Annotated in this window: 13 protein-coding genes; 5 read left to right on the top strand and 8 right to left on the bottom strand. The window is 68.4% G+C overall.

The genetic code is table 11. The annotated features are described in order from the left end of the window. Positions 1–391: 391 nt before the first annotated feature. Entirely contained in the window at positions 392–817 is a 426-nt protein-coding gene (locus tag JRI60_RS05270; protein WP_239470360.1) for a transposase, read from the bottom strand. Between JRI60_RS05270 and JRI60_RS05265 the strand changes: the two genes are divergently transcribed. Both JRI60_RS05265 and JRI60_RS55050 read left to right on the top strand, forming a co-directional pair. Beyond that, entirely contained in the window at positions 806–1012 is a 207-nt protein-coding gene (locus JRI60_RS05265) for a hypothetical protein (protein ID WP_204224769.1), read from the top strand. The two genes, JRI60_RS05270 and JRI60_RS05265, sit on opposite strands and share 12 nt — an antisense overlap. Positions 1013–1505: 493 nt before the next feature. Continuing rightward, the gene (locus JRI60_RS55050) at positions 1506–2456 is read left to right on the top strand and encodes a DUF7151 family protein (protein WP_204224768.1); all 951 of its coding nucleotides are present in this window, start codon (positions 1506–1508) and stop codon (positions 2454–2456) included. Positions 2457–2673: 217 nt separating this feature from the next. Here JRI60_RS55050 and JRI60_RS05255 read toward each other — a convergent pair whose 3' ends face one another. From JRI60_RS05255 to cglB, 3 genes are all read right to left on the bottom strand, one after another. Then, positions 2674–3099 (bottom strand): helix-turn-helix domain-containing protein, encoded by a 426-nt coding sequence (locus tag JRI60_RS05255; RefSeq protein WP_343213395.1) that lies wholly within the window; start codon positions 3097–3099, stop codon positions 2674–2676. 198 nt (positions 3100–3297) lie between these two features. Continuing rightward, on the bottom strand, positions 3298–4092 hold the full coding sequence (locus JRI60_RS05250) for a hypothetical protein (RefSeq protein WP_204224767.1): 795 nt from the start codon (positions 4090–4092) through the stop codon (positions 3298–3300). 187 nt (positions 4093–4279) lie between these two features. Then, entirely contained in the window at positions 4280–5455 is a 1176-nt protein-coding gene (gene cglB / locus JRI60_RS05245) for an adventurous gliding motility lipoprotein CglB (protein ID WP_204224766.1), read from the bottom strand. Positions 5456–5789: 334 nt separating this feature from the next. On the opposite strand from cglB, the gene JRI60_RS05240 reads away from it, so the two are divergent. Further along, positions 5790–8342, top strand: coding sequence for a M1 family metallopeptidase (locus tag JRI60_RS05240; RefSeq protein ID WP_204224765.1), 2553 nt, complete (start codon positions 5790–5792; stop codon positions 8340–8342). A 146-nt stretch (positions 8343–8488) separates the two neighbouring features. On the opposite strand, the gene JRI60_RS05235 is transcribed toward JRI60_RS05240, so the two are convergent. From JRI60_RS05235 to JRI60_RS05220, 4 genes are all read right to left on the bottom strand, one after another. After that, positions 8489–9619 (bottom strand): zinc ribbon domain-containing protein, encoded by a 1131-nt coding sequence (locus JRI60_RS05235; protein ID WP_204224764.1) that lies wholly within the window; start codon positions 9617–9619, stop codon positions 8489–8491. Positions 9620–9687: 68 nt separating this feature from the next. Beyond that, positions 9688–13080, bottom strand: a complete 3393-nt coding sequence (locus JRI60_RS05230; protein ID WP_204224763.1) for an Ig-like domain-containing protein — start codon at positions 13078–13080, stop codon at positions 9688–9690. A 79-nt stretch (positions 13081–13159) separates the two neighbouring features. Then, positions 13160–14761 (bottom strand): serine/threonine protein kinase, encoded by a 1602-nt coding sequence (locus JRI60_RS05225; RefSeq protein ID WP_204224762.1) that lies wholly within the window; start codon positions 14759–14761, stop codon positions 13160–13162. Positions 14762–14776: 15 nt separating this feature from the next. After that, positions 14777–15844: a DUF2804 domain-containing protein gene (locus JRI60_RS05220; protein WP_204228744.1), complete on the bottom strand. Its 1068-nt coding sequence runs from the start codon at positions 15842–15844 to the stop codon at positions 14777–14779. 153 nt (positions 15845–15997) lie between these two features. Here JRI60_RS05220 and JRI60_RS05215 point away from each other — a divergent pair, with 153 nt between their 5' ends. Together JRI60_RS05215 and JRI60_RS05210 are read left to right on the top strand one after the other, a co-directional pair. Beyond that, positions 15998–17299 carry an N-acetylmuramoyl-L-alanine amidase gene (locus JRI60_RS05215; protein ID WP_204224761.1) on the top strand — a complete coding sequence of 434 codons (1302 nt, stop codon included), beginning with the start codon at positions 15998–16000 and terminating at the stop codon, positions 17297–17299. 89 nt (positions 17300–17388) lie between these two features. Further along, positions 17389–18756, top strand: a complete 1368-nt coding sequence (locus JRI60_RS05210) for a hypothetical protein (RefSeq protein ID WP_204224760.1) — start codon at positions 17389–17391, stop codon at positions 18754–18756. Positions 18757–18764: the final 8 nt, after the last annotated feature.

The raw sequence follows: 18764 nt of genomic DNA, 5'->3' as shown, positions 1-18764 counted from the left end.
GGAAGGCCGCTCCCGCCAGTCGTGGAGCGGACTTACAGGGACCGAGCGATGAACCCACCTGACCCCGTGCTGGTGCTCGACCGCCCCGGAATCGGTGCTCGGTTGACTTCGGAATCGGTGCTCGACTTGGCCCGGTGCACGCACTCGGCGCCAGGGTTTGCCAGTTGAAGCCTTACCGCCACGCTACCCGGATGGGTTCCGCCTTTGGGCTGGCTGTAGCTTCGGCCCGCCTCCGTCTGCGCGCGTCGGCCCATCGTGATCAACGGGATCGGCCATCGTGATCAGCGGGCAAAGGGGCCCGAGGACTACGTGGGAGGTCAGGTGGTTCGCCCTACGGGGCCCGTCGGCTGGTAGCAACCGCGCGCTGCCGCTCCTGCTCACCCAGTCCCTTCTAGCACGGCAGCGGTGCCACCTCCAACTCCACCGGCTCGGCCCACCCCTGCGCGCCTCCCATGTCCTCGCTCCCCCTCTTGCTCCAGCGCTTCGTCCAGTTGAACCACCGAAAGAGCCGCCTGGCTGGCCCCAGCAGCTGTGGCAGGCACGTGAGGCCCGGCCATTCGGAGCTCCTGTCCACCAGCCCCTCCTTCACTCCATGGGCCAGCACGTAGCGCAGCCGGCCCACCGGCGCCTCGTCATCCCGCACCGGCTCCGCCGAGTAGCGCCTCTCCCAGAAGCCACCACTCCAGTCCACCAACCGCCCCACCTTCTTGGACAGGTTGGCTCGCAGGTATTGCATGAAGGAGGCGAGCGCTGCCCCTCGTGCCCACACCAACAGGTGGAAGTGATTGGAGGCGAAGGTGAAGGCGTGCAGCCTCACCGTGCCAGCGCTCTGCTGCCCACCTCGCCGGACGAGTGGGTCTACGTGGAGCTTCCGCTCGCCGGGGGCAGCGGCTGGATGCGCACCGCCAGCGGCTCGCCCACCTTCTCGAAGGTGGACTACGCGGAGATCCGCACGGACACCTGGGGCGTGGGCCCGTACGACATCTGGGTGAACGGGCTGACGCTGTTCTGAGGTCCTGAGTGGCTCTGGGCTGGAGACAGGGTGCTCCGGCCCGGAGCCGCGCGGCCTCCAGGCAGCCGGACACGCTGGAACACATCACAGGGGACCGACAGATCGAGCGGGACGACTGAGCCGCCCCTTCCTGCCAAGAGGGACGGTTATGTCAGCCGCAGGCAGCGACTTCCCGCGAGCGGTGAGGGCATCAGCGGGCTGGGCGTTCACCGACTCTGGGAAGCTGAAATCAATGGTTCCCTCGTTGCCCAAGCACCCTCTCCCCTGATTCCACCGCGACCGCATCCCTGGTTGAGAACCGCCTCGGGGAGCCAGCATGCCTGCCTTGAGCTTTGCTGCCTGCCTGCCCGAGACAATCCCTCAAACCCAACGGTAGAGTCTGTTCGCACGTGATTGGAGCGTGTCTGGGCGGCACCCCTTGCAAGGCCAAAGTTTGCACCCCAACGAAACACACTCCCAATTCCAACAAACACCAGGCAAGCGAGTTCACAGAATGAAATATCATTCACACATGGGGAGGATTGCGTCCAAGTCCATCGCATTGGGCGGCCTGCTATTTGGCCTTCTCGAATCTGGCGTAGCTCACGCCCAGACGAGTCCACAACAATTGGACGTCAAGAATGTCGAGATTGAATACAAGACGACGGAAGGAAAGATCTTCCTCTACATCTATGGGCAAAACTTCGGCACTTCCGCGCCCGCCGTTCAGTTGGCTGGGTTTTCATTGTTGGTCCGGCAGAACGCGAGCGGCTTTGTAGTCGCCGAAGCACCCACCTTCCAGCCTGGCTCATACCGCCTGACGGTATCAGCCGGTTCGGATTCCACGCAGAACGACGCCTTTGAAATCACCTTGGGGACTCAAGGTCCGAAGGGAGACAGGGGTGAGACTGGCCCGGCAGGTCCACAGGGAGCCCAAGGACCCCAGGGCCTGGCGGGCAGCATCGGTCCCCAGGGCCCGGCGGGGAGCACCGGTCCCCAAGGTTCTACGGGGCTGGCGACCCTGGCAAAGACCACCCCCGAGACCGCGGGAACGAACTGCGCCGCGGGCGGTACGAAGCTGGAACTGGGCGCCGACTCCAACCGTAATGGCGTGCTTGACATCTCGGAGGTTGACTGGACTCTGACGAAGTACCTGTGCAACGGAGTTCAGGGACTCCAAGGCCCCCAGGGCCCTCCGGGACCCACAGGAGGCTTCGCCGGGTGTACCCAGCGCCTCGGGGCGAATTCGACCGCCAAATCCTTCACGTCGGGCTCGTGGGCTTATTGTAATTCCGGTGAGATCGTCACTGGCGGAGCATGCACCATTGTCAATGCTGCTACTGCCGGAACCTCGGGGACCATCACGGCGAGCGGAGGGAGGCAGGCCTACGTGTGCATCATTTCCGGCCCCTCAACCGAAACCGGGACTGTGCGAGCCGAAGCCATCTGCTGCAGGACCCACTGAACCGAGCCGGACTGAATCGTTGCTCAAGAACCAAGCAGCTTCCCTGAGCAACAACTGCCCGCGCCAGTTCTCTGGGGCGGGCAGTCTTCATATAAGAATCGGGAAAGTGTTGTCCTACTCTTCCCGGCGCAGCCGCTCGATATACTCCGCAGGCAATCCCGCGCACTTGTTGATTGCCACCGAGTCCACGGGAAGATGATGCACAGGCCAGCCGGACTCACGCCTCCCGCTGGAGCGTGGCCACCATGAGGCTCAGCGTCCGGAGTTGGGATGCCTTGAGCTTGCGCACCGAGCGCATCAACCTCCGCACCTGAGCGCCATCCCGTTCAGAGGAAGGCTCGAGCGCCCACTGGGGAGGTTGCTCCGAAGCGAACCCGAGCAGGTGGTCCGCCGGAATCCGGAGCGTCAGACACAGGCGCCACAAGGAGGGGACACTGGGCAACATCAACCCTCGCTCCAAGCGGCCGTAGACCTCCGCGGACATACCGATGCGCTCGGCCACATCCGCCTGGGTCAGGCCCGCCTGGACCCGCGCGGCTCGGGCCACTTCCCCCAGCTTCTTGGACAGGCGGCGCCGTACGGCGGCTTCCCTCCCGGCCTGGTTCCGCCCGACCCTGGAGGACTGCTCGGCAATCCTTGTCACGTCCCACCAAAAAACAACGCCCGCCGAGAGCTGCCAGGCATCTCGGGGGCGTTGCCGATGGAATCCCGCCACGACGCGGGACGCCGTCGTTTCGCAAATCGCTGACACGGGCCACTGCTGGCAGTCAGTGGATTCCGTGGGGTGACTTCTGCGGTCACCACCACAACACAACTTCCCAGGACATGCAAGCAGGTCGAACTACTGCTGGATGGACCGAGGCAAGGGGGCCCGCTCCCCCACCGGCAGGTAGCACTTGCCCTGGTACTCCGCGTCGTCATCCTCGCAGGGAGGGCGCCTCGCGAGTTCCACCCAGCACCCGCCGTTGATCTCCACCTCGCTCTTACCGCTCCTGCCAGCCTTGCACGGAGGCCTGGCCTGATCTCGAAAGGGCTTGGATGGCAGGGGGTAGGCGATGCCCGCAGTGCCCGTGTCGCTGCTGGCGATCTTGCGCGGCGCGTTGGCCAGGAACAGATCCTCATTGCCCAAACCGGACGCTGCTCGCTCCTGGTTCCCGGGGGCCTGAATGCGCAACCACAGCGCCACACCCACCGCCACCGTGGCGAGGCCAGCGGCCACCGGTGTCCACCGCGAGCGCACCAGCCGACGCGAACGCCCCGCCCACCTGCGCCACAGCCCGATCGGCTCGCGAGTCAGATGGGTGCGCACCTCGTCCTTCGTTTCCACCTGCTCCACCGCGCTCGTCAGCAGGTCGAGCATGGCCGACAGTTCCGGCAACTGACCCGAGGCGGGAGCCTGCTCCACCTCCAGCACGAGATGAGGCGTTGGCTCCACCTGCGAGGAAGCACTCACCCGCCACGCTTCCGCGGGGTCCCACCCAGCGCGCGGGTCAGGCATCAGCACCAGGGCGGAAACACCGGTGCGGACATTGTGAGCCTCGTAGAGGCGGCCCAGGTCCGCCCCGACGCCCTTGTACCGTCGGCCGAGGTGGAATGCGCCCAACCGTCCACCCTTCCAAAGTGACTTGTCCGCCATGTGCAAGCGCCTCCCCTCTCCGTATACCACCTCTCGCGGTGGGAGGACGTGCGCTATTCATCAAGTCACACGGACCGAGACACGAGGAGCGGCCTCCGGACGCGAGCTCGCCCAACTGGTCCGACAGTCGGACCAGTTCGCGCGAAGCGCGCCCGGAAGGCTGACGCCTCGCGAGGAGGGTCCGGAGCTAGAGGAGCGCGCGCACCTCGATGTGCATCGGTGCCGTCGACGTCGCCGCCTGGATCCGCTGGCACGCCGAGCCCGTGAAGAGCACACCCTCCTTCGTCAGGCTCCACGAGTCCGGCCCCGGCGCCACCACCGTCCCATCCAGGGAGACCTGGAGAGACTCCTGGGGAGGCGTTCCCGCCGAGACCTCGAACCGGACGAGGCAGGACTCCTTCGACAACTTCTCGCTGACCGCCCGGAGCGCCGCCACGAGCTCGGCCCGGTTGCCGGTCTGGTAGAAGCGGCGCCCGCAGAATCCCGTGGCGGTGTCGCACGTGTCACCCGTGCCGCAATCCGAGCTCTGCTGACACTGGCGCGCGAAACCTCCCGCCTCGGCCATGGCATTGAGCACACTCTGCCCCGTGCTCGACCCCGTCTCCGCCCCGAAGCCGACGACGATGGTCCGGATGTCCCTGTCCCTCAGTTCCTGGATGGCGGCGATCGAACCATCCTGGTCCAGGCAGCCCACCGACGGCACGTAGGTGCACGCGTACTCGGGATTCAACGTGCACTGGCACTGGGGACTCGGATAGGGATACGGATAAGCCTCATTGCAGTTGGGCACGCCATCCGTCAGCAGCAGCACGAAGTCGGCGCGCTCGGCCGTCAGCAGGTCCGGCAGGGAGCTCATGAACCGGAGGCTCTGACCCGTGGGGGTGCCGCCCGAGGGCATGTTGCTCCCAGAGTTGGGAATGCCCTGGATGGCGGCGATCACATCGAAGGCCTTGTTCTTCAGCGTCGTTTCATCGTCCGAGGTGGGCAGCCCGACGCGCAGGTGGGTCGTGGAGCCGCACGAGGCGTTCTCTGGATAGGTTCCGAGCCCCAGGCGCGCCATCGCGCCGTACTCGGAGAGGAAGGAGGCCATCGCCGCCTGCAACGAGCTCCACCGCGTGGGACAACGGTACGTGTCGCACGGCCAGGTGTTCGGGCCACACGTCTGACCGTTGACGATGCAGCTCGAACTCGATGGCTCCACCGGCTCCGTCATGGAACCGGACGTGTCCACCAGGAGCATCAGGTCCGGCTTGAGGTTGCGAACCTCCACCTGCGCCAGCACCGTCGTGCCCGCGTCGGACGGGCTGGTGCCCCCATCGGATGGAGAGGTCCCCGTCTCGAGCCCGGCGATACCCGGATTCAACTGCCCATCCCAGGCATCAACGCTCGGTTGGCAGCCAGCGGCGAGCACTCCTCCGAGGAGCCATACGGAGAGGGACCACAGCGAGACGCAAGGGAAAACACGCCCAACCTCGAAGCGAGGCACAGTCATTCCATTCATATGAGACGATCCTATGGAAGCCTCTGACATCGACCCGCCCCGGAACGCCTCCCGGTGCACCCGGGCGAAGTGACTCCCCTGCCCGGTACTCAACGCCCCGGGGGTGGCCCGGCCGTCACCCGGTGGACGCCAGCCCCCGGGATCTCGCACATGAACCCGAGCGCCGGCCCGCTCTCCCGGTAGAGTCGGCCCCCCTATGGCGCACGTAACCGAAGACAAGAACTTCCGACTCCCCCTCTCCATCCGGCCCCGGCGGTACGCGGCGACGCTGACGCTCGACATGGAGGCGAAGACCTTCTCGGGCCAGCAGACCGTCGAGCTGGAGCTCGAAAAACCCTCCAATGAGCTCATCCTGCACGCCAATGCGCTGCAGCTCGGCGAGGTGACCTTCCGGGCCAACGGCAAGAGCCTGAAGCCCGCCGAAATCCGCCCCGTGCAGGTGAGCGAGACGGTGGTGCTGCGCTTCGGCGAGCAGCTCCCCGCGGGCGCGGCGGCGCTGGACGTGGCGTGGACGGGCCGCTTCACCGAGGGCCTGCGGGGCCTGTACGCGGCGGGCAAGGTGGCGGCGACGCAGTTCGAGGCGGCGGACGCGCGGCGGCTCTTCCCGTGCTTCGACGAGCCGGCCTTCAAGGCGCGCTGGGCGCTCACCGTGCGGGTGCCTCCGGGGCTGACGACGCTGGCCAACGGGCCGCTGGTGAAGGACGAGCAGGACGGCCCCTTGCGCAAGCTGACCTTCCAGGAGACGGAGGTGCTCAGCTCGTACCTGGTGGCGCTGGTGTGCGGCCCGCTGGTGGGCACGCCCGAGGAGAAGGTGCAGGGCATTCCCGTGCGCACCTGGGCACTGCCGGAGAAGGCGCACCTGACGCGCTTCGGCCAGGACGCGGCGCTGGCGGCGCTGCCCCGGCTGCAGGACTACTTCGGGCTGCCCTATGCCTTCGGCAAGGTGGACCAGGTGGGCATCCCGGACTTCGAGGCCGGCGCCATGGAGAACGCGGGCCTCATCACCTACCGGGAGATCGCCCTGCTGCTCGACCCGGCCACCGCGCCGCTGTCCATGCAGAAGCGAGTGGCCGAGGTGGTGACGCACGAGCTGGCGCACCAGTGGTTCGGCAACTGGGTGACCATGGTGTGGTGGGACGACCTGTGGCTCAACGAGGCCTTCGCCACGTGGATGGCGTACAAGATCGTCAACGACTGGCGGCCGGACTGGCGGGTGTGGCTGGACTTCGACACGGGGAAGGCGGCGGCGCTGCACCTGGACGCGCTGCGCTCCACCCACCCCATCCGCGGCGAGGTGCGCAACGCCAACGAGGCGGGCGAGAGCTTCGACGCCATCACCTACGAGAAGGGCGGCGCGGTGCTGCGGATGATCGAAGGCTTCCTCGGCGAGAACGCCTTCCGCGAGGGCATGCGCCAGTACATGCGCGAGCACGCGCGATCCAACGCGGTGGCGGACGACCTGTGGCGGGCGCTGGCCAACGCCTCGTCGCAGCCGGTGCTGGAGCTGGCCAACGCGTGGATCGGCCAGAGCGGCTACCCGCTGGTGTCAGCTTCGGTGGAGGGGCGGACGGTGACGCTGGCGCAGCAGCGGTACTACTCGGAGCCGGGCGTGCGCAGTGGTGAGCGCTGGCCGGTGCCGGTGGTGCTGCGGTACGCGGACGGCGGCGGGGTGCGCGAGCAGCGCGTGCTGCTGCGCGAGGCGCAGACGAAGGTGACGCTGGAGGGCTCGGGCGAGGTGAAGTGGCTGTGCGCCAACGCGGGCTCCACGGGCTTCTACCGGGTGGCGTACGACGACAAGGCGCTGGAGCGGCTGGCGACGAACCTCCAGGCGCTGGAGCCCGCGGAGCGCATCGCCCTGCTGGCGGACCGGTGGGCGCTGGCGCGCAGCGGACAGGCGACGGTGGACTCCTTCCTGGAGCTCGCCAGCCGCTTCGGAGACGAAGAGGACGACGCGGTGCTGGACGAGCTGGTGGGGCGGCTGGCGTACGTGGAGGCCCGGCTGGTGGAGGGCGAGGAGCAGAAGCGCTTCCAGCAGTGGGTGGAGAAGCTGCTGGGGGCGGGGCTGAAGAAGCTGGGGTGGGACTCGGCGCCGGGGGAGTCGGACCGGGTGAAGCTGCGGCGCGCGGCGCTGGTACGGGCGGTAGGTGGGGTGGCGCGCGGCAAGGAAGCGCTGGCGGAGGCCCGGCCTCGGGTGACGCGCATGCTGAACGGGGACAAGGCGGCGCTGGAGCCGAACCTGCTGGACGCGGCGGTGGCCATGGTGGCGCGGGCGGGAGACCGGCCGCTCTACGAGAAGCTGCTGGAGAAGATGCTGGCGGAGCCGGATCCGGCGACGCAGCGGCGCTACCTGATGGCGCTGACGGCCTTCGAGGATCCGGCGCTGGCCGGGGAGGCGCAGAAGCTGTTCTTCACGGACAAGGTGAAGATGCAGGACGTGGCGAGCTTCGTGACGGGGCTGATGGGCAACCGCACGGGCCGGGACGCGTGGTGGGCGGAGATGCAGAAGAGGTGGAAGGAGGTGCTGGCGAGGACGGGAGGGGCGCCCATGCTGCTGAGGAGGGTGGTGGAGTCGATGGGAGGGCTGCGTGAGCGGAAGCAGCTCGAGGAGGCGAGGAAGCTGCTGACGTCTCAGCCAGTGGAAGAGGCGAAGCAGGCCATCGGGCAGACGCTGGAGCGGCTGGACCAGGACGTGGCGCTGAGAGAGCGAGCCATGCCCGAGGTGAGCACCTGGACGAAGCGTCAGCCGTAGCAACCAACCAGCCCCCCAAACAACAACTCCAGACAACACAACCCCTCTCCCTCCGGGAGAGGGACGGGGTGAGGGTATCGCGAGTACCCGGGTTGCGAGCACCCTCTCCCTCTGGGAGAGGGCCGGGGTGAGGGTCTACCGGGTCCTCACCCCTGATAATCCACGTCGGACGCGACCTCGGCCTGCTGCTCCGACCCCGAGCCCCTGCGCAGCTGGAAGAGGTGGAGCCCGATGACGGCGTCGAGCGTGAGCAGGCCCGGGAGGAAGAACCAGGGGCCGACGGTATAGGGGCTCATCATCAGGAAGAACCACATCGTGAGCCACACGGCCATGATGACGAGCACGATGGGGTGCAGCGACGAGAGCCCGCGGTGGCGGAGGGCGAAGGACGCGAGCAGCACCAGGGTGAGCTGGGTGAACGTGGCGAGCGGCTGCTCGCCGCCGGAGAGCCCGAACATGGGCGTATGACTGCGAGCCCACGGCAGCAGCAGGGAGAAGGAGCACACGACGGCGCCCACCACCACCCAGCGGTTCAAGCGCTGGCGGAGACTCCCGGCGTCCGGATCGTAGTCATCCTCCGGAGAGGCGAAGAACCGGCGTCCCTGCTCGTAGCAGAGCACGAAGGCGGCGAGCAGCCACAGCAGGGAGACGAGCCCGGTGCCCAGCATCAGCAGGGCGTGCGTGAGGGTGAGGGCGGCATAGGCCTGGGCGATGGCGGGGTGCTGGGTCTCCTCGGGGAGGTTCTCGAGCGAGGGAGGCAGGGTGCGAGCCTCCGAGGTGCGGAACTCCTGGGCCCCCGGCTGGCTGATGATGCGCCACTCATTGATGGCCACCAGCAAGCCGCCCAGGAGCATCACTCCCGAGCCGATGAACCCGATGCCCGCGACGAAGGGAATGACGGAGAGCAGGAGGGCCAGCCCCACGCACGCCAGGCCGAGCAGCGACAGCGAGCCCCCCGGGAGGCGCGAGCGCAGACGCGGGTCGTCCATCACGCCCTGAATGGCCTCCCAGGTCTGCCCGGCCACGTCCTTGACGGGGGCGAGCACCTTGGAGAGCGCCTCGTCCATGCGCGCGAACAGGGAGGGGGGCGGAGGCTCCTCCCACGAATAGGGCCCATCGGCGGAGTAGTCGTAGTCCCCCGCGTTGTCCTCGGAGCCGTAGCTCTCGTCCCCGGTGCTGGTGGCGTCACCCTCCGGGACATTCAGGGGTTGGCCACATTCGGTGCAGAAGCTGTGCGCTTCATCGGAGACGGAGTGGCCGCAGTTCGAGCATTGCATGGGGGGTGCATCCAAGGAGGGGGCCCCCCCAGCTTAGGCCAGGGGAGGCGCGCGGGGGTACAGCCCCCCTACTCGTAGGAGGCGGCGTAGACGAGATTGCTGGAGAACCCACCCCCGTTGTCCCGGTACCACGCCGTCACGGCGGCACCGGCGGCGTTGGCTCGGACCCTCGGCCGCTTGGACGTGCCACCGTGGGCCGGCTCGAGTGCTCCGATGTAGACGAGCGCGGTGGCGCCCTCGGGGTAGCGGGCCGCGTACACCCGATCCACCCCGCTCACGTTCGCCACCCAGACGATGTGGAAGTTGCCCTGCCCGTCCGCCGCCACCGAGGGCTGGCTGGCCCTTCCCGTCGTCACCTCCACCGGTTGCCAACCATCCTCCGGCGTGAAGCGCTGGAGGGAGAGACGAGAGGCGGAGACGTCACCCGGCGCCGTCCAGGCGGCGACCGCACGGCCCCACCGGTCGATCGCGACGGCGGGCTCGTCCCCTCCCGAAGTGGCGCTCCCCAACAGGGTGGCCGCGCTCCAGCCCTCGCCCGGTACGAAGCGGGAGGCCTGGACGCTGGGAGCACCCGAGGCCAGGTCCGCCCCGCGGAACACGAGGACCGCCGAGCCATTGGCGCTCAGGGCAGCGGCCACCGAGGCACCCGCGCCGAAGTCCGCGGCCTGCTCCGGCGGCGTCCATCCCGAGCCGGGGACGAAGCGGCTGGCCCGCACGCGCATGCTGCCCCCCGAGTCCGGTTGCAGCCACGCCGCCAGCGCCTGGCCCGACTTCTCCACGGCCAGCGCCGGCACCGACGTGGCCCCCGCCTCCGCCTCCAGCAGCAGCGGCGAGCTCCAGCCACCGCCCTGCACCAGGCGAGTGGCCCACAGGCTCTCCGCGGTGCCATCCGACTGCCGCCACACCACGAGCACGTTGCCCTGCGCATCCACGCCCACCCTCGGCGTGCTCACGGGCCCGGCGCCGCTCTCCAGCAAGTGCGGCCTGCCCCAGCCCGTGCCAGGGGTGTACTCGGCGGCGTAGAGGTCCACCTGGGCACCGTCGTGCAACTCCCACACGGCCACGCCGAAGCCCGACTCATTCACCGCCACCGCCGGGTGCTCCGCGTCCCCCGGGTGGACGGTGTCCAGCTCCCGCGCCGGCTCCCAACCCGCGTACGCCTCGGAGCGGCTGGCGAAGGGCCGGAAGGCCCCGCTGGAGGTACCCTGCACCCAGACGGCCAGCGCCTGGCCCTGCCCATCGAGCGCCACGTCCGGTTGCAGCCCGGGCCGGGTGGGCCGCACCTCTCGCGGAGGCTGCCACGCCCGGCCTCGCGTGGTGAAGGAGACGCTGACGGGCGACTGCATCACCCGCCCGGCCGGATCCTTCACCGCCGCCGCCAGCGTCGCGCGCACCGTCTCCCGGTAGGGCAGCGGGCTGGAGGGGGTGAAGGTGCAGCTCGTCCCCGAGGTCTCACAGGCCACCGTCGTCTCCACGCGCTCGCCCGCCACCTCCAGCGTGAGGAGGCCGGCGGTCACACCGGAGACGTCCACCGGCTCGCTGAAGGTGAAGCGGAGGGGTGCATGGATGTCCACGTCCACCGAGCCCTGCGAGGGGAGCACGCCCGACACGGAGGGCGGGGAGAGGTCCACCTGGAAGCCATCGGACACCACGAACGGGGTCCAGTTCCCCGCCGAGTCCTTCGCGCGGACACAGTGGAAGTAGCGCCCCGCCGGGGAGAGCGAGAGCCCGGTGAGACGCGCGGACGTCCGCGTCGTGGTGGACCGGGTATTGGAGAAATACGCATCACAGCTGGAGACCGTGGCGAGCAGGTACTCGTACAGGACGACGCCATTCGCATCGGTGAAGCCCGTCCAGTTGGCCTCGGAGACGTCGGAGACGAGCTGGTAGCGCAAGTCCTCCGAGGGACCGTCCGCGACCCTCGCGCTCGAGGTGTCCGGCGGCAGGCTGTCCTCGATGTACACCAGGGGCCCCCGGCACTCCGAGCGGTTGCCCGCCTCGTCCCGCGTGGTCACGTAGAGAGAGGTGGTGGCGTTCTCCGGCACCGTCGCGGACACGGAGAAGGCGCCCTCGCTCCACAGCTGCGCGGAGCTCGCGAGGGGCGTCCCCGTGCAGCCCTCGCTCGTGAAGAGGAGCACCTGGGACGGCACCGAGGTGCCGGACACGGTGACGGTGTTGCTCTCGTTGGGCGAGCCGGGTGAGAGCGCGAGGCCCGACGGAGCCGCGGGCGGAATGCTGTCCTCGACATAGCGCGTGGAGGCGCACGCACCCATGTTGCCGGCCGGGTCGATGGCGTAGGCGCTGAAGGGGGTGGAGGTGTCATCCGCCACGGAGAGCTTCACCTCGAAGGAGCCGCTCGTGCTCACGGGCGGCGTGGCGAACGGATCTCCCGCGCAGGCGCTCCCGGTGAAGACGAGCACGCGGGCGCCCGGCTCGGTGGTGCCTTGGAGGAGGGGCGCGTTGTCGTTGGCCGGCGACTCCGGGGAGAAGAGGAAGCGCACGGGCTCGGGAGCAATACCGTCATGGGTGTAGACGAAGGCCTCCGAGCAGGACGAGCCGTTGCCCGCGATATCGACCGTTCGCGCGGAGAAGGTGGTCAGGCCGTTGGATTCGGCGATGACGGAGAACGACGCCTCTCCCTTGTCATCCGCCGCCTTGCTGCCGAGGGTACCGCCGAAACAGCCGGTGGACTTGTAGACGGAGACCGTGCTCCCCGGCTCCGCGGCGGCGATCAAGGTGAAGGTCCGCGACGAGTTCGGCGAGGGGACCGCGCCGCGAAGCACGGGCGGCGAGGGCGGCAGGAGGTCATGGGAGAAGGTGTGGACCGCCGAGCACTCGCTCGAGTTGCCGGCGCTGTCCACGGACCGGGTGGTGAAGGACGTGGTGCTGCCGTGAGCCACCGTCACCGGGAAGCTGACCTGCTCCGACGTCCCCACGGTGGCCGTCCCGAGCGCCGTCCCCGTGCAGTCGTCGCTGGCGAAGAGCTCCACGCGGTTGGCGTACCGCACCGTCACCGTCAGGGTGAGCTCGTTCTTCGTGGACGCCTTCGGGTTGCTCGAGGACCACTTCGGGACCTCGGGGGCCACGGTGTCCGAGTGGTAGTAGAAGGTCTCGGAGCAGGAGGATGTGACCCCGTCACGGACCGAGATGAGAGAGAAGGTGGTGGTCCTGTTCGCCTCCACCGTGGGCGAGAACTCCACGAGCCCGGACTCGTCCACGGCGAGCTCCGCGATGAGCGGCGAGTAGCACCCCAGTGCCTTGAAGACCCGGAGGGTGGTGCCCGCCTCCGCATGGGCCCGCAGGCGCGGATGGAGGTCATTGGACTCGCGCGGGTTGTCCTCCGCCCACACGGGCGTGGACGGCTTCGGCTTCGGCGGCTCGTCGGACGAGGACCCGCCACACCCCACGAGCAGCAGCCCGGTGCACAGCAACCCCATCCATCGATGCATCGCCAGTCGCATACGCCTCACATTCCAGTCGGCCGCGCCCACTCCGGGCGGGACCTGGATGATGATTGAGGAAAGCCGCTCCCGTTGGATCTCAGTCGAGGAGGTCCGACTTGCAGCCCTTGCCATCGAAGACGACCCGCGTGCGGCGCTCGGGGAGGACTTTCACCTCACAGCTCGCCGGCCCTCCGGACGTGACGAACCGGAGCGTGTAGCGGCCCGCCTTCCAGCGTCGCAACACGAGCGGCAGCTCCTCGGACTCGCGCCCGGGGAGCGACACCTTTCCTCCCATCCCTGGCACCGCGCCGATGATGAGCGAGCCCTCGCCCACCAGCGCCTCCTCGACGGGAGCCGGAGCCGCCGCCGCGGCGCCCTGCTGCCGGACACGCTTGGGCTCGCGCTTCGTGCGCTCGGAACGGGAGGGAGACTCGGGTGCGGCGGACACCGCGGTGGCCCGCGGCTCCGGAGGGGCCTCGGGAGCGGACTCCGCCTCCTGGGTGTCCAGAGGCACGGGTTTCAGCGCGGGAACCTCGGCCACCGGGTCAACGGGCCGCTCGGCCACCGAGGCGGGCGGCGCCACGGGCGCGGGCTCCTGCCTCGAGAGGACGAAGGCCACTCCCGCGAACGAGAGCGCCAGACCCACCACCACGCCCGCCACGGGAGCCCAGACCTTCGGCCCTCCCGGGAGACGGCGCACCGCGGTCCGCGAGGCCGCCGTCACGGTCGAGCTCGCCCCCGTGGCCCCCCCTCGGATCCGGCGCGGGCTCGAGCTGGCGACGGAGACCTCCTCGCCCTCGTCCCGCACGTAGTCCGCGAGCGAGCCGGGTCCCACTGGCAGGCCGGCCTCGACCGCCACCGACTCGAGCGCCTCGCGCAGGGCGCGGGCGTCGGGGTAGCGCTCCTCGGGCTTCACCCGCATGGCCCGGTCCACCACATTGGAGAAACCGCGCGGCAGGTCCGGGCACACGCGCGAGAGCGGCTCCCACTCGCCCCGGACGAGCGCGGTGTGGCGGGACTGCACGGTGGTGTGCGCGTCCAGCGGGCCCACGCCCGCGGCGAGCTGGTAGAGGGTGACGCCCAGCGAGAAGAGATCGCTCCGCCCGTCGAGCGGCTTGCCCCGGGCCTGCTCCGGCGAGAAGTAGCCCACCTTGCCCTTGGTGGTGCCCGCTCGGGTGAGGTTGCGGTTGGTGGCCGCCTTGGCGATGCCGAAGTCGATGAGCTTCAGCGCGCCCCCGGCGGACAGCAGCAGGTTCTGAGGCGACACATCGCGGTGCACCAGGTTGGGCCGGGCGTGCACCGCCTCCAGCGCCGCGCAGGTGGCGATGCCCACCGCCAGCAGCGCCTCGTCCGAGAAGCGCTCGCCGCGCGCGCGCAGCGTGCGCTCCACCACCGCGAGCGACTCGCCGGACACCAGCTCCATGGCCATGTAGAGGAGCCCGTCCCCGTCACCCACCTCGTAGATGTGGACGATGTTGGGGTGGCTCAGCGTGCAGGCGGTGCGGGCCTCGTCGAGGAACATCTCGCGGAAGTCCTCGGACTCCGAGTACTCGGGCCGGATGACCTTCAGCGCGACGGGGCGGACGATGCCACCCGCGAGGGCCTGCTCCGCACGGTACACCTCGGCCATGCCGCCCTGGGCGAGGAGGCGGGTGACGCGGTAGCGGCCAACGGTGGTCCCAGGCTCGATGGAGGACAAGGCCCCCCGAGCCTATCACCACAGCATGTCTTGATCCTCCGTGACGCCGGGGACCCCGGACAGGCGGTGCGTCTGGCCGTTCACCCGCACCGTGCCCTCGAAGAGGCCGAGCGGCTGGGCGAAGTGGCTCACCACCACCTTGAAGTCATGGTCCTCCCGGTGGACGTAGAGGGGCTGGAAGCGCAGATCCACCGCCCCGTCCTCGGTCCGCATGCGCCAGGGGTTCATCAGCTCGTTGCGGTCGTACTCGAAGTGCGCCCGGGCCAGCGGGTAGAGCCGCTGCCCCAGCCAGAGGGCGTTCTCGTTGGTCCCGGTGCTCTCGTTGAAGCCCTCGACGAGGTTGAGGCCCACCGGAGTGCCGTCCGCCAGCCGGCCGGCCAGGAAGGCCCACCGCCACGCGGTGTGTCGCGCCAGGTACCCCTGGGTGTAGTCCGTCCCCCCCACCCCGCCGTCCAGCCGGAAGCGCTTGCCGCCGGCCTCGAGACTGCCGAAGGCCAGCATGCCGCCGCGCTTCTGGGTGACGTTGACGAAGCCGTCCTTCTCCACCGGGGCAATCACCGTCAGCGCCGGAGGGCCTCCGGCCACCAGGAGGTCGCCATTCCACTGGAAGGACTGGAGGCTGCCCGTGCGCAGCCGGCTCACGTCCACCTGGAGGTGGTAGCGCTCGTCGTCCTCGCCGCGCCGCGCCGTGAGCCTTCCGCCCAGGGTGCGGAACGAGGCCGTCAGCCCCGCGCCCGGCCGGTCACTCACCTCGGCCAGCGGACCGGGGGCGCCCAGGAAGCTCACGTCACAGAGGGGCCGCTGCTCCTTCAGGTCGAGCGCCACGGCGAAGGCGTTGGCCGAGTAGCCCACGTCCACCACCGCGAAGAGGGCCATGACCTCCGGCGTGGCGGCCAGGGTGTAGTGCCAGCGCTTGCGCTTGAGCAGCCGGGCGGGTGCCGCCGCGGGGGCCCACTTCCCTTTCAGCCGGGAGAGGTCCACCTCGGGCAGCTCGCCCTGGTAGGTACCGAATCGGGGTTCACCCGACGCCGTGGCCACCGAGGCCGGCGCCGGAAGGAGACTCAACTCTCGCTCCGGGGTCATGTCCTTCCCAAGGTGGGGCATGTCCTTCTCTTCTGCCACCCAACCCTCCAGTGCGACGGATCACTCGCGCACAGAACGCTGCCCGCATGTGTCCTATACTCGCCAAGCGTAACACCTTCGGGGTCTCCGGACCACGAACGAGGGGGGAAGTCCATGGCTGGCAAGCCCATCAAGATGACCGTATCCCTGCGCTCCTTGTTCGCCGTGAACAACAGCGCCCAGGCCAGATGGGGCTCGCCAAGCTCGCACCCCGTGGCGAAGGCCACGGTGGAGCTCGAGGGGACCGGGCTCAGCGCGACCACCGGCACCTTCGGGGACGCGCAGCTGGATGTCTCCTCGCTCCCATCCGGGGACTACGTCATCGCACTGACTCCCGATGCCGGGAACCTGTTGAGGAGCACCAGCGCTCCCCTCAACACCAGCGATGGGAACAAGACGGACAAGCCAGGCACCTGCCGCTATCGCCCCCTGCGCATCCAGGTGTCCCTCAAGGTCCAGGACGGCGCGGTGAAGATACAGCCCGTGGGCCCCTGCGATGGGACGACCCATGGAGCCGCCTTCTTCCAGCTCCCGGCGACCCTGCTGGTCGATTGGAAGCCCGATTGGGTTGCATGCAGGTACCAGTCAGCGCGGCCGCCGAAGACGTCCCCGACATTCATCCTGTTGCATCGAACCGATGGACCCAATCCAGGCTCCGCACTCGATGAGTTCATCCCCAAGGTGAAGTCGAGCCATTACCTGGTGGATGTCGATGGCCATGTGATCAAACTCGTTCATGAAGATCTGGTGGCAAGCCACGCGGGAACGAGCTGGTGGTGCGGTCAGAAAAGCCTCGGGCCCATTTCGGTAGGCATCGAGATCGTCAACAAGAGTGGGCCCTTCACCCAACAGCAGTACGACGCCATCATCCGGACCATCCAGGAGCTCCAACGCACCTACCCTGGCATCACCCGGCACGGCATCCTCGCCCATGGGGATGTCCGGGTGCGGAGCATCACGGGCCTGATCGACCTGACCCTCGTGGAACGCTCAGGATGTCCCGGGGTCCATTTCGACTGGAAGCAACTCGAGGACGCCGGGCTGTGCTCGAAAGCAGATGCCTCACTCTTCAAGGAGAGCCAGATCGACGGAGAGTATGGCGGATACTTCAAGGACAATCCGACTGCCAGACTCCCGCTCTTCGCGACGGATGCGAAGCTCCTCCGCAAGGACAAGACGCCCTACGGTGTCGTTGCCGGTGTACAGGCCGACCTGTCATCGCTGGGTTACTCCGTCAATGCATCGAATGGAGTGACCTCCACCAGCGAATACGATGGTGCAACCCAGGCAGCGGTGGACCGCTTCCGTCGGCGCTACATGCCGGGTGTCGTCCCCACCAACGAGCACCTCAACCCCATCTTCGATCGAAACACGGCCATCGCGCTCAAGCGCGTTCTCCTGGATCGTCAGCGATGAAAGGATTCCCCATGCGGCCGTGGAACATCTGCATCGCTTGCGCCCTGGGATGGGTCCTCCCGGTGGCGGCAGCCGTCCCAGAGAAGGCCTTGCCCCAGCCAGTGCCACTGGTGCACTCGGCGCCCCTGGGTCCTCAGCCCTCATGGGCCATCGCGGGAGATGGCGACCCGGGAGGGCTCGCACTCGGGACCTGGGTCTCCAGTGATGGCAAGAGCGTTGCGTTCTTCGTCCGCGGCTCCTCATCGGTTGAAGGCGACGCCGGCACACTGGTCGTGAAGGACGTGGACACGGATGCCGTCGTCTTCGAGAAGGTGCTTTTCACGGAGGAGGAGGGTTTTCAACGGAGCGCTCCCGACCTGGAGCGTCTGGCCAGAATGCGTGCCTGGGAGGCGCGTCCCCATCTGGAACAGCGCCAATGGAAGCCGCTCATCCTCCACCAGGAGCTTCCCCACTACGACACCGAGTTTCTCTCGGAAGCCTGTTACGAGAAGCAGGTTCGCCCGAAACGCTCGCTGTCCGTCGGGGACTTGAAAATCTCCTACCAGGAGCCACGGGTTCAGGTCTGGAACCGAGGCAAGAAGGTGCTCGACCGCCGCTATCCCTCCTGGAGGGTTCGCCAGCAGGGGTGCGAGCACGCCAGCCCCGCGTGGCTGCAAGGCGCCTACGTCAACAGAGAGCATGGCGTGGTGCTTCTCACGCTCAGCTTCTGCGGATCGCATGCTTGCAATGAGCCCCCCACCGCCTTCCACGTGCTCCGCATCCCCAAGGACAAGCCACGCGGGGGGAGTGCCTCTCCTGGCCAGGAGGCAGCTCCGCCCAGCGGCCCGTTCGTCGGGTACGAGAAGGAGGGATATGTCAGCGGGTCGCTCTATGCGACCGGATTTCCAGTCATCTCGGAGGATGGGACACGCATTGCCCTGGCGGAGGTCTTCGCGGATGGTCGACGTGGGGACCCCAACCTCCTCATCACGGTCCGCCGGACCGATACCAATGAGATTCTCTGGAGACTGCCCGTGCTCGAGGCCGGGGAGTTGTCGCCAGTTCAGCGGTCGATCCCTTTGCGCCAGGAACTGGATGGGAAGGTGCTCGAGAGGCTCCGCCAGGTGAATGAGTACCTCGGCGGGACGCGCTGGGTGTCACTGGCGGAACAGCCCGTCCAACCGATGGTGACGGAGAGCTGCCAGCAGGCCCCTGTCCAGAAGCTGCAACTCCCGGGACTGGAGCTGTCGTTCAACCAGGGGCACCTCGTCCTGAAGCAGGGAGAGGGCAGTGCTCCTCCCAGTGAGCTGAACCTCGCCGCCCCGGGAACCGAGGCGTGCAAGGCGGCGAGCAGGACGTTCATCGACGCGGCGTACCCGGACCCGTCCAGGGGCGTCGTCCTGCTGCGCCTCTCCACGTGCGGTGACGAGGCGTGCCCCGAGCAGGTCAGGTGGTATCACTCCATCAAGCTGCACTGAGGCAACAC

This window comes from Archangium violaceum, assembly GCF_016887565.1.
Classification (GTDB): Bacteria; Myxococcota; Myxococcia; order Myxococcales; family Myxococcaceae; genus Archangium; species Archangium violaceum_B.
Note: the sequence above shows the minus strand (reverse complement) of the source record. Positions and strands in the feature narration are given on the sequence as shown.

Coding starts and splice junctions, on each gene's coding strand:
- JRI60_RS05235 (WP_204224764.1), bottom strand. CDS start 9,619: ATGCAATGCTCGAACTGCGGCCACTCCGTCTCCGATGAAGCGCACAGC.
- JRI60_RS55050 (WP_204224768.1), top strand. CDS start 1,506: ATGAAATATCATTCACACATGGGGAGGATTGCGTCCAAGTCCATCGCA.
- JRI60_RS05215 (WP_204224761.1), top strand. CDS start 15,998: ATGGCTGGCAAGCCCATCAAGATGACCGTATCCCTGCGCTCCTTGTTC.
- JRI60_RS05220 (WP_204228744.1), bottom strand. CDS start 15,844: ATGACCCCGGAGCGAGAGTTGAGTCTCCTTCCGGCGCCGGCCTCGGTG.
- JRI60_RS05240 (WP_204224765.1), top strand. CDS start 5,790: ATGGCGCACGTAACCGAAGACAAGAACTTCCGACTCCCCCTCTCCATC.
- JRI60_RS05250 (WP_204224767.1), bottom strand. CDS start 4,092: ATGGCGGACAAGTCACTTTGGAAGGGTGGACGGTTGGGCGCATTCCAC.
- JRI60_RS05230 (WP_204224763.1), bottom strand. CDS start 13,080: ATGCGACTGGCGATGCATCGATGGATGGGGTTGCTGTGCACCGGGCTG.